Consider the following 13,282-nt stretch of genomic DNA (forward strand, 5'->3'; position numbering starts at 1 on the left):
GAACACATCTATCAGCGGGTGTAGACGAAGTACCTGGTCTCGCCCTTGGTCGGGCGGAGCAGCTCGAAGCCCAGGAAGCCGGGTTCGCCCTCCACCGCGCCGAGACGGGCGGCGAAGCGCTGCTCCAGCTCCGGGCCCGCGCCCTCGGGGACCTCGATCGCGTTGATCTTCACGACTGCCATGGGACCAGGTTACTTCCGCAGCGAGCCGGGGTAGAGGAACTCGTCCGCGGGCTTGCTCGCCTGGTGGAACCAGGCGTCCAGGAAACGGGTGAGGTCCTGGCCCGCGACCTGGGCGGCCATCGCCTCGAACTCGGGCCAGGTGGCGTTGCCGTCGCGGTGGGTGCTGATCCACTGCTTGAGCAGGGTGGCGAACTTGTCGTCGCCGATCTGCCTGCGCAGCGCGTGCAGGGCGAGCTGGCCCTTGTCGTAGACGGCGGTGAACTCGTTGCCGGGGCCCATGTCGACCAGCTTGCGGTTCCAGAACGCGTCCTTGGACTTGTCGACCACCGCGCGGTAGCGCGCGTCCAGGTCGGTGCCGTTCTTGGCCTCCGCCCACAGCCACTGGGCGTAGGAGGCGAAGCACTCGTTGAGGCAGATGTCCGACCAGCGCTCCAGCGAGACGCTGTCGCCGAACCACTGGTGGGCCTGCTCGTGCACGATGACGTCCAGGTTGGCCCACTTGGCGTAGGTGGGCCGGGTCTGGGTCTCCAGCGAGAACGAGATGGACTCGTTGACGAAGATGCCGCCAGCCGCGCTCTGCGGATACGGGCCGAACTTGTCCGACAGGAACGCCAGCACCTCGGGCAGGTGGGCCTCGATCGGCTTCTTGTCCTCGGCGCCCGGCGCGTACGCGCTGACCACCGGGGTGCCGTCGGCCAAAGTGGAGCGTTCGAATGTCCACTTGTCGATGCCGATGGTGGTCAGGTAGGTGGCGACCCGGTTCGGCTCCACCCAGGTGTAGGTGGTCAGGCCGTTCGCCGACCGGGGTGCTTCCTCGTGCCCGTTGGAGATCACGCTCCAGTCGTCCGGGACCTGGGCGGACAGCCGGAACGTCGCCTTGTCCAGCGGGTGGTCGTTGACCGGGTACCAGGTGCTGGCCGAGTGCGGCTCGCCCGCCGCGAACGCGCCGCCGGACTTGGCTATCTGCCAGCCGTTGGGGCCAAGGGTGCCGTCCTTGTTCAACTGCGGCTCACCGGCGTAGCGCACGCGGGTGCGGAACGTCGCGCCCTTGGCGATGGGGGTGTCCGGGTTGATGACCAGCTCGTGTTCGCCCTCGCGGGAGAACCTGGCCTGCTTGCCGTCGATATCCACAGCGGACACGGTCAGCCCGGTGAGATCCAGGTTGAACCTGGCCAGCTCGTCGGTGGCGGTGGCGGTGACCGTGGTGTCGCCCTCCAGGTGCTTGCTCGGCGGGTCGTAGCCGATCTTCACCTCGTAGGCGGTGACGTCGTAGCCGCCGTTGCCGTCGTCCGGGTAGTACGGGTCGCCGATGCCCGCCGCGCTCGGCCCGGCAGGCGCCCTGGTCCCGGTGGTGGCGCTGGGTCGCGGCGGCTCGGCGGTGTTCGTGCACGCGGCGAGCGCGGTCGCGGTCAACAGCACGCAGGCGAGTCGGGCGCGGCGCATGGCGGTGGCAGCTCCAAGGCGTAGGGGTCGTCCCCATCATGGCCGCCGCGCTGTGTTCTCGCGGTTCACTCCGGCAAACTCACCCCCATGAGCAGGCCGGACGTGATCGACTTCGGCGGGGACGGTCCGCCGGTCCTGCTGCTGCACGGCCTCATGGGCCGCGCGACCACCTGGTGGCCGGTGGCCCGCTGGCTGACCGCCTATGGCCACGTCCGTGGTCTCGACGCCCGCGGCCATGGCAACAGCCCACACCGCGGCGGCGGCTGGCACACCGCCGATTTCGTGGCCGACGCGGCCGAACTGCTCGCCGGACCGTCCGAACCGACCGTCGTCATCGGACACTCCATGGGCGCCCTGCACGCCATCGCCTTGGCCGCAGGGCACCCCGACCTCGTGCGCGGCCTGGTCCTGGAGGACGTCGGCATCGACCTCCGCGGCCGCACGGTCGACAACTGGCGCGCGCTCTTCGACGCCTGGCCCGTTCCCTTCCGCTCACTCGCCCACGTCCGCGACTTCTTCGGCCCCGCGGGCGACTACTTCGCCCAGTGCGTCGAGAAACGCGCCGACGGCTACCACCTGATCGCGGCCCCACAGGACCTCTTCGACGTCGCCGCCGAATGGGGCGAACGCGACTATTGGGATCTGGTGGAACGGGTCTGCTGCCCGGTGCTCGTCATCGAGGCCGAGCAATCGGTCATGCCACCGGGACAACAGGCCGCGATCCCGCACCGCGCCCCCGGCGGCGGCACCCACGTGATCGCACCCGGCAGCTACCACCTCGTGCACGACTCGGCGTCCGAGTTCTACCGGGGCGCGGTTGAGGCTTTCCTGTCCGACTTGCTCAGCGGGTGACCAGGGTTTCGAGTTCGCCCGTGGTCGTGTCCGCGATGACCATCCGGTGGACCTTGGCCTCGATCGGGGGCGCCGGGAACGCCACTCCGAACGCGGTCACCATCTCCGCCTCGGTGACGCCCTCGACGAGGGTGCAGTGCGGGATCCACGAGCCGGGCAGGTAGTAGCTGTTCGGGTTGCGCACCTTCCCGGCGAGCACGTCGTGCACGGCCGAGTGGACGGCCAGCAGTTCGCCATCGGTGACGGCGCCCAGCATCAGGGTGTGCTCGGTGGTGGCGAAGGTCGACAGGGAGTGCAGCCAGAGCGAGGGGATGAACAGCAGCCGCAGGTCGGCGCGCAGGGCGGTGCGGGTCTTCGCCGGGATGTCGGTGGCCATGGCGAAGGTGACGTGCGGGGGGAAGCGGCGGGCCGCCGGGAGGCCCGCGTCGTCGAGGCGGGACCACAGGGTCCGGACCGCCGTGTCGGCTTCGTCGTCGAACAGTGCCATGACTGCCTGGGCCATGGCGGTGAGGTTAGCGGCTCAGCATGGTCAGCCAGTCGCGGATCTCCACTCGGCCCGCTGACCCGCGCGCCGGGTCGAGCAGGCGGGCGGCCGCGGCGGCCTCGCTGCCGTCGGCCAGGTCGACCGGGCGGACCAGGGCCGACCAGGTGGGCGCGCCGATCAGGTGGCGCTCGTCGGCGGACCTGGTGCCGTAGCAGGGCTGGTAGGGCAGTCCGGCGCGGATGGTGAACGCGCGCACGGCGTCCACGGTCGCCGACCCGTACATGCCGTCTGTCGCGAGTGGATAGCCGCGGTCGCGGAGCAGGTGCTGGGCGGCGCGGACGATCGTGCCGCTGTCGTTGGGGGACAACAACGGCAGTACCGCCGGTTGGTCGACCGGCTTCGCCAGCTCAGCGCCGACCGCGTCGCGCAGTTCCGGCAAGCGTCCATAGAGGACTTTGCCGGGGCACTCGGTGGCGTTGAAGTCGCGGTGGCCGCGGATCTCCGCGGGGGCGATCCCGTACTGGCGGGCGATCAGCACGACCGCCTTGACCAGCGAGTCCCACAGCGCGCCCGGCGCGTCCTCGGTGCTGTAGGTGCCCTCGTTCTCGATGCCGATGACCTCGCTGTTGTGGTCGGCCACGTTCGCGCCCTGCACGTGCTCGTGCCCGTTCGCCACCGCCTCCACGCTGCGCCTGCGGCCTTCCATCAGGTAGCCGCCGCGGGTGTTGGTGAGCTGCTGGCCGGAGTCGATCCACCCTCGGGAGTCCATGTGGAAGTCCTGGATGGAGTGCGCCAACCGGACCGCGTGGTCGCGCGAGATGTCGTCGGCGTTCGGCGTCGCGGTGTGGTGCACGACGATGTAAGTCGGCCGGTGATCGAGCATCTGGATGGGCTCGGATGGTTGTCGCGCACCCCATTCATCGCAGGTCACGATGGTCGGGGCGGCCAGGGGGAGGCCGGTCGGGACGACGTCCGCCGAGGCGTTGATGCCCAGTGCGGGCAATGCCGTGACGGCGAGACCGGTGTGCAGCAACGCTCGGCGGGTGACAGTCATAGCCGACGGTAGGCAGCAGCCCCCGTGTTCGGCAATGGCTCGCCAACTATTGAGTGATCTTGTTGCCGGTTTACCGGTCGGTCAGTGCTCGCCGGGCAGTGCGAACCGGCCGTCGGCGGTCTGCTCGACAAGGCCGTCCACCAAGAGCGAGTGCAGGCACCGGTCGCGTTGGCCCGCATCGCTCCACACCAGGTCCAGCTTGGTTTTCGGGGCAGGCTCGTTGGTGTCGCGCAACACGTCCAGCAGCAACCCGCGCACCTGGCGGTCGGTTCCCGCGAACTTCTGCACCGCCTTCGCGGGACCGTCGTAGGCGGGCCTGCCCGCGAGTTGCCACGCGCAATCCGCGAACACCGGGCAATCCGTACAACGCGGTCCTCGGGCGACACACACAACCGCGCCCAGTTCCATCAACGCCGCCGATGCGCGCGCCGCCCGCGCGGGCTCCTCGGGCAGGAGTGCCTCGGTGTCGTTCATGTCCCGCGTGGTCGACGGCGGCCCCGCGTCCCCCGCGCCGTGCACGGCCCGCGCGACTACTCGGCGCACGTTGGTGTCGACGACCGGACAGCGCTGCCCGTAGGCGAAAGCCGCGACGGCGCGCGCGGTGTAGGCGCCGATCCCGGGCAGGGACAGCAGGGTGTCGACGTCCGCGGGCACCACGTCGCCATGCTCGGCGGCGATCACTCCGGCGGCGGCGTGCAACCGCAGCGCCCGTCTGGGGTAACCGAGCTTGCCCCAGGCGCGCACGACCTCACCCTGCGTCTCCGCCGCGAGCGCCGACGGTACCGGCCACCGGTTCAGCCACGCCAACCAGATCGGCTCGACCCGCGCGACCGGCGTCTGCTGCAGCATGATCTCGCTGACCAGCACACCCCACCCGGTGGTCGCCTGCTTCCGCCAGGGCAGATCCCGGGCGTTCGCGTCATACCAATCCAGCAGCGAGTCGATCACCGGCAACAGTTTAGGTTCAATCGACCTCGGTCAGTTCGGCGGTCTGGACGTCGTAGACGAAGCCGCGGACGTTGTCGGTGTGCGGGACGAACGGGCTGCGCCGCACGCGCTCCACCGACTGCCGCACGCTGATCTTGACCTCGCGGAACGCCTCCACCGCCCAGGTCGGCCGCAGGCCGGTGTCGCGTTCCAGGTCGGCGCGGAACTCGTCGTCGGTGAACGTGGACAGGCCGCACGAGGTGTGCTGCATGACGATCACCTCGGTGGTCTGCAGCTTGCGCTGGCTGATCGACAGCGAGCGCAGCACGTCCTCGGTGACGATGCCGCCTGCGTTGCGCAGGATGTGCGCCTCGCCGTGCCGCAGGCCGAACACGTCGAACACCTTGATCCGGGCGTCCATGCAGGTCACCACGGTCAGGTGCAGGCTGGGCGCCGGCGTCGGCACGCCGGGGGCGCCCCGGTCGAGCCCATCGGTGTGACGCTTGAGCAGGACGTCGATGGCGGTCACGGCAGCCCCCTCGGCTCGGGCAGGACACAGATCGTGTCCATTGCACCCGGCTTGCCAGTTGCCAGACAAGCCCCCTAGACGATTCTCACTGAGCGTGCGCTTGCGCGGTTGAACATCCCTCGATCGGGGTATGTGTCTAGGCCGATTTCCCGGCTGGCCGGGTTTACCGTTTTCCGGATGATCGACCGGAACGGACCCTTGCCGCGCGCGGTCTACCTGCGCAGGCGGCTGGCAGCGGTGGCCGCGACCGCGTTCGGCGTGGTGGTGCTGGTCTGGATCATCGGTGGTCTGGTCGGCCACGACGAGGGCAGCGCCGCCCGCAACTCCGCAGGTCCGGCGAGCGCGCACCCGAGCGACCCGCCCAGCACGACCCCCAGCTCGGCGCCGTCCAGCACGGCCCCGCCGACGTCGAGCGCGCCCGCTCCGCCGCCCCCACCGCCACCACCCCCGCCGCCGGACCCGAACCTGCCGTGCCCCGATCAGGCGATGGCGATCAGCGCCGAGCCGCGGCCCGGCGCGTTCCAGGCCGGTTCCCGGCCGACGCTCCTGCTGGTCGTGGTGAACGCCGGGCCGGTCCCGTGCACCCGCGACATCGGCCGCGCCCAGCGCGAGCTCACCATCGACGGCGGCACCGGCAGGCTGTGGTCCAGCAACGACTGCGTGCGGGTGGACGGCGCCGAACCGACCATCCTGGCCCCCGGCCAGCGGGTGGAGTTCCCGGTCCGCTGGGCTGGCCGCACGTCGGCGCCGGGCTGCCCGGTGAAACGGACCACTGTGCCGCCGGGCCAGTACATGTTGACGCCGCGGGTGGGTGGGCTGGTCGGCCCACCCGTCCCGCTCACGATTCAGCCCTAGGAGTCAGCCCTGGCTCAGGGCCCGAACCAGCGCTCCTCGGCGGTGCGCGGCGGGGCGGCCGTGGCGCCGGGCACGAACTCGGTCTCCAGCACGATCTCGCGTGGCCGGGTCGGGTCGGGGGAGGCGAGTAACAGCTTCCCGGCCGCCCGGCCCTTCTCCAGCACCGGCTGCCGCACGGTGGTGAGCCCGGCGCGGTCGGCGTCGGCGATGCCGTCGAAGCCGGTCACCGTGAGGTCCTGGGGTACCCGCAGGCCGCGCCGCCTGGCCTCGGCCAGCGCGCCGAGAGCGAGGATGTCGGAGGTGCAGATGACGGCGGTGACGTGCGGGTCGGCGTCCAGCAGTTGGGCGGTGGCGGAGGCGCCGCTGCCCACGCTGTGGTCGAAGCGCTCCACCACCGGCACCCTGGACCAGTCCACGCCGACCGCGCCGAACGCGTCGGCCAGGCCCGCCAGCCGGGCGCGCTGGACGTGGAAGTGCGCGCTGTCGGCCCGCTCCACGGTGACGAACCCGTCGTTGCGGTCCCGGGCCAGGCGCATGCAGACCACGCCGACGCGGCGGTGGCCGAGCGCGATGAGCCGGGTGGCCAGCGCGGTGATGGCGGCCCGGTCGTCGATGCCGACCCGGTCCACGCCCTCCACGTGCGGCTGGTCGGCGACCACGGTGGGCACCGGCCGGGACAGCACGGCGGCCAGGTGCGGGTCGTCGTCGGGCACCGAGTACACGACGAACCCGTCCACGCCCGCGCGGTGCACCGCGGCCACGTCCTCGCGTTCGGGGTTGACCGGTACCAGGTGCAGGCCCTGACCCGCGCCCTCGCAGGCCAGCGCCAGGCCCTCCAGGAAGCCGAGCGCCGCCGGGTCGCGGAAGGCGTAGGAAAGGTTCTCGGTGAGCAGCAGTCCGACCGCGCCCGCCTTGCGGGTGCGCAACGACCGCGCCACCGGGTCCGGTCCTGGGTAGCCCAACCGCCGCGCGGTCTCCAGGACCCGCCTGCGCAGCTCGGGGGAGAGCTGGTCAGGCCGGTTGTAGGCGTTGGAGACCGTGGTCCGGGAGACCCCCAGTTCCGCCGCCAGCGACGCGAGGGTTGCCGGGCGTCGCACATGTGTAGACCGCGCCATGGATTGACCGTAACGGTTCAGAACCAATTGCAGAAGTCCGACCGGCGAGTGGTCCCGCCCACCACCCCCCGATGTGGTTTCACCCGTTCGTGTTACCAGTGGCGGTTCCGTGACGTAAGCTGAAACCGACAACGGTTTCCATTCTCGGCTCGCGAGTGGTCGCGAACCGGTCCGGGAGGCCGTCGATCCCCAGCACCAGACCCCCGGCAGCACGACCCAGGAGCGCAGCATGAACTCGCGGACCCCGAGACCCGGCCGGTCCACCGCGGCGGTCACCGGACTCGTCGCGGTCACCCTCGTCGCCACCGCGGCGTGTGGGGACTCACAACCCACAGCGAGCACGGACGGCCGCATCCCGGTCGTCGCCTCCACCAACGTGTGGGCGAGCGTGGCGACCGCGGTCGGCGGGGACGCGGTCAGCGTGACCGCGATCCTCAGCGACCCGGGCGCCGACCCGCACGGCTACGAGGCCAAGCCCGCGGACGCCACCGCGTTCGCCGGGGCCAGGGTGGTGGTGTCCAACGGCGGCGGCTACGACGACTTCTTCACCGGCCTGGCCGAGACCGCGGGCGCGGACGTGCGCCGGGTGGTGGCCGTCGACCTGTCCGAACACGCCCCCCGGCCAAGTGAACAGGCGCCCGCGGGCTCCCCCGAACCGGGCGAGTTCAACGAACACGTCTGGTACGACCTGGACACCGTGCGCAAGGTCGCCGACCGGCTGGCGGACGACCTCGGCGCGGTCGCCCCGGCCAAGGCCGACACCTTCCGGGCCAACGCCGCTCGCTTCGACCAGGGCCTTGACCAGCTCGCGGGCAAGGCCGCGGACATCGGCAAGGCCAAGCCCGGCGCCAAGGTGCTGGCCACCGAGCCGGTCGCCGCGTACTTACTGCACACCGCGGGCCTCACCGACGCCACGCCCGCCGAGTTCGCCGCGGCCATCGAGGAGGAGTCCGACCCGGCCGCCGAGGCGGTCGCCGAGACCGACGCGCTGGTGGACGGCAAGCAGGTCACCGTGGTCGTCTACAACAGCCAGACCGAGTCGCCGGTGACCAAGCAGCTGCGGGACCGGGCGAGCACCGCGGGGATCCCGGTCGTCGGGGTGACCGAGACGCTGCCGGCGGGCGTCACGGGTTACCTTGACTGGATGACCAAGCAGGTCGACGCGCTCGCCGCCGCAGTGGCGGCCGGGCCGTGAGCCGCGCGGACATCCGGCCCGCCCCGACGGCCGTGTCCACGGAACCCTGGGAGTCCACTGTGGAACACGCGGCGGTGGCGCTCGCCGGGGCCCGGCTGGCCTACGGCGACCGGGTGCTGTGGGACGGTCTCGACCTGGACGTCGCGCCGGGCGAGTTCGTGGCCGTGCTCGGCCCGAACGGCTCCGGCAAGACCAGCCTGATGCGGGTCCTGCTCGGACTGCAGAAGCTGTCCGCAGGCACCATCCGGGTGGCGGGCGCCGCGCCGGGCAAGGGCAACCGCGCCATCGGCTACATCCCGCAACAGCGCGCGATCGACCCGACCGTGGCCGTGCGCGGCCGCGACCTGGTCGGCCTCGGCTACGACGGCCACCGCTGGGGCCTGGGTCTCGCGGGCATGCGCGCCCGCAGGCAGCGGGTCGACGCCGTGCTGGCCGCGGTCGGCGCCACCGGCTTCGCCGACCGCCCGGTCGGCCTGCTCTCCGGCGGCGAGCAGCAACGGCTGCGGGTCGCGCAGGCGCTCGTCGGCGAGCCAAGGGTGCTGCTCTGCGACGAGCCGCTGCTCTCCCTGGATCTGGCCCACCAGCGCGCGGTGAGCACCCTGATCGACCGGCACCGGCGGGAGACCGGCAGCGCGGTCCTGTTCGTCACGCACGAGATCAACCCGGTGCTGCCGCTGGTCGACCGGGTCGTCTACCTGGTCGACGGCCGGTTCCGGGTCGGTACCCCGGAACAGGTCATGACCTCCGAGACGCTCTCCGAGCTGTACCGCACGGACGTGTCCGTGGTCCGCGTGCGCGGCCAGATCCACGTGGTCGGCGCGCATGGCCAGCTCGGCGACCTCTGCGAGAACGGCGCCCACCACCCCCCGCATCAGGACACTGTGGACCACTGATGGACAAGCTCTTCGACATCGACCTCACGCTGCGGCTGCTCAGCCTGCCGTTCGTCACCACGGCACTGATCGTGGCCGCGGTGCTCGGCCTGCTCGCTGGCGTGCTCGGGCCGTTGATCGTCAGCCGCAACATGGCCTTCTCCGTGCACGGCACCAGCGAGCTGGCCCTCACCGGCGGCGCGGCGGCCCTGCTGCTGGGCTGGGACGTCGGCAACGGCGCGCTCGCGGGCGCCATCGTCGCCGCCCTGGTGCTGGGTCTGCTGTCCCGCCGCAGCGCCGACTACGACTCGGTGATCGGCGTGGTGCTGGCCTTCGGGCTGGGCCTCGGCGTGCTCATGCTGTGGCTGTACAAAGGCCGCGCGGCCAACAAGTTCGGCCTGCTGACCGGTCAGATCGTGGGCCAGGACTTCGCCAGCGTGGCGCTGCTGAGCGGCTGCGCGGTCGTGGTGCTCGGCCTGCTGGCCGCGCTGTACCGGCCGCTGCTGTTCGCCGGTGTCGACCCCGAGGTGGCGCGCGCCCGCGGCGTGCCGACCACGGCGCTGGCGCTGGTGTTCGCGGTCATGGTCGGCGCGGCGACCGCGCTCGGCGTGCGCACGGTCGGGTCGCTGCTGGTGCTGGCGCTGATGGTCACGCCTGCCGCGGCGGCCTGCCGGATCACCGCGAGCCCGCTCAAGGCGACCCTGCTGGCGGTGCTGTTCGCCGAGGTCGCCGCGGTCGGCGGGATCGTGCTGTCGCTGGCGCCGGGCGCGCCGGTGAGCGCGTTCGTCACCGCACTGTCGTTCCTGATCTACCTGGTGTGCTGGGCGATCAGCCGCACCCGCCGGGGCAGCCTCACCCGGGCATGAGCGGGGATCAGGCCCGGGGGAACAGGGGGATCAGGAGAGCATGAGCAGGTCCTGCAGGTAGCCGACCAGGGCGCCGATGACCGCGCCGACCGCGATCAGCTTCCACTCGTCCTGGCGGAACGCGGGCCGCAGCAGGCCCTCGTACTCCTCGCGGGTGAGCCGGTTCATCTTCTCCGCGATCGTGTTGCCGATGTCCAGCGCCTCGCGCGCGTACGGCTCGGCGGACAGGGCCGTGCTGTCCAGGTAGGACATGGCCTTCTCGGCCGCGGCGTACTTCATCTCCTGGAACCGCTTCGTGCCGACGGCCACCGCGACGAACGGCTTGGCGATGCTCGCCTGCTCGTCCACCGACTTGCGCACCAGCTGCTGGATCATGCCGAGCAGCCGGTCCGAGCGCGGGCCGTGCAGCACGCCCTCGACGATGTTGGGCACGGTCATCACCTCGCGGGCGATCAGCTCCCCGTACTGGCGGGCCACCTCCGCGCGGCGGCGCTGGAACACGCCCTGGAACCAGAACAGGCCGAGCACCCTGGTGCGCTCGCGCGGGAAGAACACCAGCTTGATCGCCAGCCAGTCGGTGAGCCAGCCGATCGCGGCGCCGAACACCGGCAGCACCAGCGGTTCCCTGGTCAGTGCCCACACCGCGGTCTGCACGACGCCGAGCACGAAGCCGAAGTAGACCCCGCAGCGGGCGATGAACGCCATCTCCGGCCGGGAGATGTCGCGGACCAGTCGGACCAGCAGCTCCTTGTCCCGCTCCAGCGCGGTCACCGCGACCCGCTGCACGTCCAGCACCTCGCCGACATCCGCGCGGACCTGCGCCATCACCTCCCGCACCAGCGCGGGCGCGCCCGCCTGCACCTGCTTGATGATCATGTCCTGGGCCAGCACCGGGAGCAGCTCCCACAGCCGCGGGTGGTGCGTCTCCAGCACCTCCCGGGCGATCCGCTCGACCGCCAGCAGCAGCGGCCCCTGGATGCGCCTGGCCAGCTCGTCCGGGTCGATCCGGTGCACGATCTCGCCCGGGTCCACCAGCCTGCTGGTGATCAGCTCCGCCGAGGTCCGGATCATCCGTGCGGAGTTGCGCGGCACGATCCCCTGCCAGCCCAGCCACGGCTCGACCAGGCCGACGAAGCGCAGCGGCCGGAACATCATCTCGATCGCCACGCGCTTGGTCAGGTAGCCGATGACCGCGGCAACGAACGGCATCGAGGCGTAGACCGGCCAGTGGCGGGCGATGTCGTCGAGGATCGCGTCGACGTCCAACCCCGCCCTCCCGATTTAACGCGTGAGTAGACAAACGTAGATTAACTCAGTGCAGCAGCACCAGGACCTGTAGTTCACCCACCAGGAACCCGATCACCGCGCCCACCGCGATCAGCTTCCACTCGTCCTGACGGAACGCGGGCCGCAGCAGCCCCTCGTACTGGACCGGAGTCAGCGCCTGGATCTGCCGGATGATCGTGGCCCGGATGTCCAACGCCCCGGTCGCGTAGTCCTCGACGTGCCGCAGCGTCTCCGGCATCCGCTCGATCGCCTTGCGTGCCGCCTCGGCCTTCATCTCCTGGAACCGCCGACTTCCCACCGCCGCGACGACCAGCGGCTTGGCCAGGCTCGCCTGCCGGTCGATCGCCCGCCGCACCTCCCGGTGGATCAACGCGTAGAGCCGGTCCGACTTGGGCCCGGTGAGCACGGCCTCCAGCACGTTTCCCACGGTCAGGATCTCCCGCGCGATCAGGTCGCCGTAGTCGTGCGCAACCGCCATCCGCCTGCGCTGGAACATGCCCTGCCAGACGAACGGCCCGAACCGCCGCGGCAGCCGCGGAAAGAAGATCATCTTCAGCGCGAGCCAGTCGGTCAGCCACCCGGTCAGCCCGCCGAAGACCGGCAGCACCCAGGGATCCTTGGTCAGCGCCCAGGTGACCAGCTGCACGAACCCGATCACCAGCCCGAACCAGATCCCGGCCCGCGCGATGAACCGCATCTCCGGCGCGGCGGTGTCCCGGATCAGCCGGTTGAGCATCGCCTTGTCCCGCACCAGGTTCCGCACGGCCATGTCCTTGACATCGAGGATGTCCTCGATGTTGTCGGACACCTCCCGCATCATCCGCTCGACGACCCGCGGCGCCTCGGCCTTGACCCGATCGAGCACCCGGCGCTGCGCCTGGTGCGGCAGGAGCTCCCACAGGTTCGGTTGGTACTCGGCGAGCAGCTCCCGGGTGATCTCGTCAACGGCCTGCTCGATCGGACCCCGCAGTTCCTCGGTGACCCGTTTGGGATCCAGTCGGGAGAACACTTCCCGGGGGTCGATGAGGTTCGTGGTCATCAGTTCCATCGCGACAGTCGCCATCCGCCGCGCGTTCCGCGGAATGACGCCCTGCCAGCCGAACGGGCCGACGCCGACGAACTCCAGCGGGTGGAACATCATCTCGATCGCGGCCCGCTTGGTGACATAGCCGATGATCGCGGCGATGAGGGGCATCGAGAGGTAGACGTGCCAGTGCGCGCCGAGGTCGTCCAGCACCGCCCGCCACTGCACCCTGCCCTGCCTCCATCCGGGACGGCGACGTCGTCATCCCGGATGGAGTCTCGCATGGCGCGGGCCAGGTGTTGCCGGACTCGGGGGAACCCGGCACCAAGCACCTCGGACTAGGCGCTGTCCGGCAAGTCCGGCACGCGCTATCCGCGCCCGCGCGGCCTCCGGCCGCACGGGCGGAAAGCCCAAGTACAACCCGGTACGTGCGGCTTCCCGCCCGCACGCCCAGAGACCACGCGGATCACGAATCCCGCGCACCAGACTTACCGGACAGCGCCTAGACGCGGCCTTCCAGCCGCCGCCTGCGGGCGACCTCCGCCAACACGACCCCGGCCGCGACCGAGGCGTTCAACGACTCCACGCCAGCGGCCA

General features: G+C 71.1%; 13 protein-coding genes and 1 pseudogene. 5 read left to right on the forward strand and 9 right to left on the reverse strand.

Annotation, left to right across the window (positions count from 1 at the left end):
• Positions 1–17 precede the first annotated feature (17 nt).
• Positions 18–182: pseudogene (locus tag C503_RS41825) on the reverse strand (antibiotic biosynthesis monooxygenase family protein); the annotation flags it as partial.
• Between the two features lie 9 nt (positions 183–191).
• Positions 192–1,625: a M1 family metallopeptidase gene (locus C503_RS0133215; RefSeq protein WP_018686548.1), complete on the reverse strand. Its 1,434-nt coding sequence runs from the start codon at positions 1,623–1,625 to the stop codon at positions 192–194.
• An 87-nt stretch (positions 1,626–1,712) separates the two neighbouring features.
• On the opposite strand from C503_RS0133215, the gene C503_RS0133220 reads away from it, so the two are divergent.
• The gene (locus tag C503_RS0133220; RefSeq protein WP_018686549.1) at positions 1,713–2,477 is read left to right on the forward strand and encodes an alpha/beta fold hydrolase; all 765 of its coding nucleotides are present in this window, start codon (positions 1,713–1,715) and stop codon (positions 2,475–2,477) included.
• On the opposite strand, the gene C503_RS0133225 is transcribed toward C503_RS0133220, so the two are convergent.
• The 4 genes from C503_RS0133225 to C503_RS0133240 form a co-directional block, all read right to left on the reverse strand.
• Positions 2,467–2,979 (reverse strand): 2'-5' RNA ligase family protein, encoded by a 513-nt coding sequence (locus tag C503_RS0133225; RefSeq protein ID WP_026316948.1) that lies wholly within the window; start codon positions 2,977–2,979, stop codon positions 2,467–2,469. The two genes, C503_RS0133220 and C503_RS0133225, sit on opposite strands and share 11 nt — an antisense overlap.
• 10 nt (positions 2,980–2,989) lie before the next feature.
• A complete protein-coding gene (locus C503_RS0133230) occupies positions 2,990–4,015 on the reverse strand; it encodes a peptidoglycan recognition protein family protein (protein WP_018686551.1) in 1,026 nt (341 codons plus the stop codon).
• An 81-nt stretch (positions 4,016–4,096) separates the two neighbouring features.
• Positions 4,097–4,963: an HhH-GPD family protein gene (locus C503_RS0133235; protein WP_018686552.1), complete on the reverse strand. Its 867-nt coding sequence runs from the start codon at positions 4,961–4,963 to the stop codon at positions 4,097–4,099.
• Between the two features lie 16 nt (positions 4,964–4,979).
• The gene (locus C503_RS0133240; protein ID WP_018686553.1) at positions 4,980–5,471 is read right to left on the reverse strand and encodes a beta-class carbonic anhydrase; all 492 of its coding nucleotides are present in this window, start codon (positions 5,469–5,471) and stop codon (positions 4,980–4,982) included.
• 177 nt (positions 5,472–5,648) lie between these two features.
• Here C503_RS0133240 and C503_RS41830 point away from each other — a divergent pair, with 177 nt between their 5' ends.
• Entirely contained in the window at positions 5,649–6,326 is a 678-nt protein-coding gene (locus tag C503_RS41830) for a hypothetical protein (RefSeq protein WP_018686554.1), read from the forward strand.
• 14 nt (positions 6,327–6,340) lie between these two features.
• On the opposite strand, the gene C503_RS0133250 is transcribed toward C503_RS41830, so the two are convergent.
• Positions 6,341–7,441: a LacI family DNA-binding transcriptional regulator gene (locus C503_RS0133250; protein WP_026316950.1), complete on the reverse strand. Its 1,101-nt coding sequence runs from the start codon at positions 7,439–7,441 to the stop codon at positions 6,341–6,343.
• 229 nt (positions 7,442–7,670) lie between these two features.
• Between C503_RS0133250 and C503_RS0133255 the strand changes: the two genes are divergently transcribed.
• The 3 genes from C503_RS0133255 to C503_RS0133265 are packed head-to-tail and all read left to right on the forward strand — an operon-like array spanning position 7,671 to position 10,374.
• Complete coding sequence (locus tag C503_RS0133255; RefSeq protein WP_018686556.1) at positions 7,671–8,636, forward strand: metal ABC transporter solute-binding protein, Zn/Mn family; 966 nt, start codon at positions 7,671–7,673, stop codon at positions 8,634–8,636.
• Positions 8,633–9,529 (forward strand): metal ABC transporter ATP-binding protein, encoded by an 897-nt coding sequence (locus C503_RS0133260; protein WP_018686557.1) that lies wholly within the window; start codon positions 8,633–8,635, stop codon positions 9,527–9,529. The genes C503_RS0133255 and C503_RS0133260 overlap by 4 nt, the downstream gene beginning before the upstream one ends.
• Positions 9,529–10,374 (forward strand): metal ABC transporter permease, encoded by an 846-nt coding sequence (locus C503_RS0133265; protein WP_018686558.1) that lies wholly within the window; start codon positions 9,529–9,531, stop codon positions 10,372–10,374. Before C503_RS0133260 ends, C503_RS0133265 begins: the two co-directional genes overlap by 1 nt.
• Before the next feature lie 30 nt (positions 10,375–10,404).
• On the opposite strand, the gene C503_RS0133270 is transcribed toward C503_RS0133265, so the two are convergent.
• Together C503_RS0133270 and C503_RS0133275 are read right to left on the reverse strand one after the other, a co-directional pair.
• On the reverse strand, positions 10,405–11,583 hold the full coding sequence (locus tag C503_RS0133270; RefSeq protein WP_051115003.1) for a DUF445 domain-containing protein: 1,179 nt from the start codon (positions 11,581–11,583) through the stop codon (positions 10,405–10,407).
• A 103-nt stretch (positions 11,584–11,686) separates the two neighbouring features.
• Positions 11,687–12,856, reverse strand: a complete 1,170-nt coding sequence (locus C503_RS0133275) for a hypothetical protein (protein WP_051115004.1) — start codon at positions 12,854–12,856, stop codon at positions 11,687–11,689.
• Positions 12,857–13,282: the final 426 nt, after the last annotated feature.

The organism is Actinokineospora enzanensis DSM 44649 (assembly GCF_000374445.1).
Classification (GTDB): Bacteria; Actinomycetota; Actinomycetes; order Mycobacteriales; family Pseudonocardiaceae; genus Actinokineospora; species Actinokineospora enzanensis.

Bases quoted from the DNA above. Each gene is read 5' to 3' on its own strand.
- C503_RS0133215 (WP_018686548.1), bottom strand. From the start codon at position 1,625: ATGCGCCGCGCCCGACTCGCCTGCGTGCTGTTGACCGCGACCGCGCTC.
- C503_RS0133220 (WP_018686549.1), top strand. From the start codon at position 1,713: ATGAGCAGGCCGGACGTGATCGACTTCGGCGGGGACGGTCCGCCGGTC.
- C503_RS0133225 (WP_026316948.1), bottom strand. From the start codon at position 2,979: ATGGCCCAGGCAGTCATGGCACTGTTCGACGACGAAGCCGACACGGCG.
- C503_RS0133230 (WP_018686551.1), bottom strand. From the start codon at position 4,015: ATGACTGTCACCCGCCGAGCGTTGCTGCACACCGGTCTCGCCGTCACG.
- C503_RS41830 (WP_018686554.1), top strand. From the start codon at position 5,649: ATGATCGACCGGAACGGACCCTTGCCGCGCGCGGTCTACCTGCGCAGG.
- C503_RS0133250 (WP_026316950.1), bottom strand. From the start codon at position 7,441: ATGGCGCGGTCTACACATGTGCGACGCCCGGCAACCCTCGCGTCGCTG.
- C503_RS0133255 (WP_018686556.1), top strand. From the start codon at position 7,671: ATGAACTCGCGGACCCCGAGACCCGGCCGGTCCACCGCGGCGGTCACC.
- C503_RS0133265 (WP_018686558.1), top strand. From the start codon at position 9,529: ATGGACAAGCTCTTCGACATCGACCTCACGCTGCGGCTGCTCAGCCTG.
- C503_RS0133270 (WP_051115003.1), bottom strand. From the start codon at position 11,583: ATGCCGTTCGTTGCCGCGGTCATCGGCTACCTGACCAAGCGCGTGGCG.
- C503_RS0133275 (WP_051115004.1), bottom strand. From the start codon at position 12,856: ATGCCCCTCATCGCCGCGATCATCGGCTATGTCACCAAGCGGGCCGCG.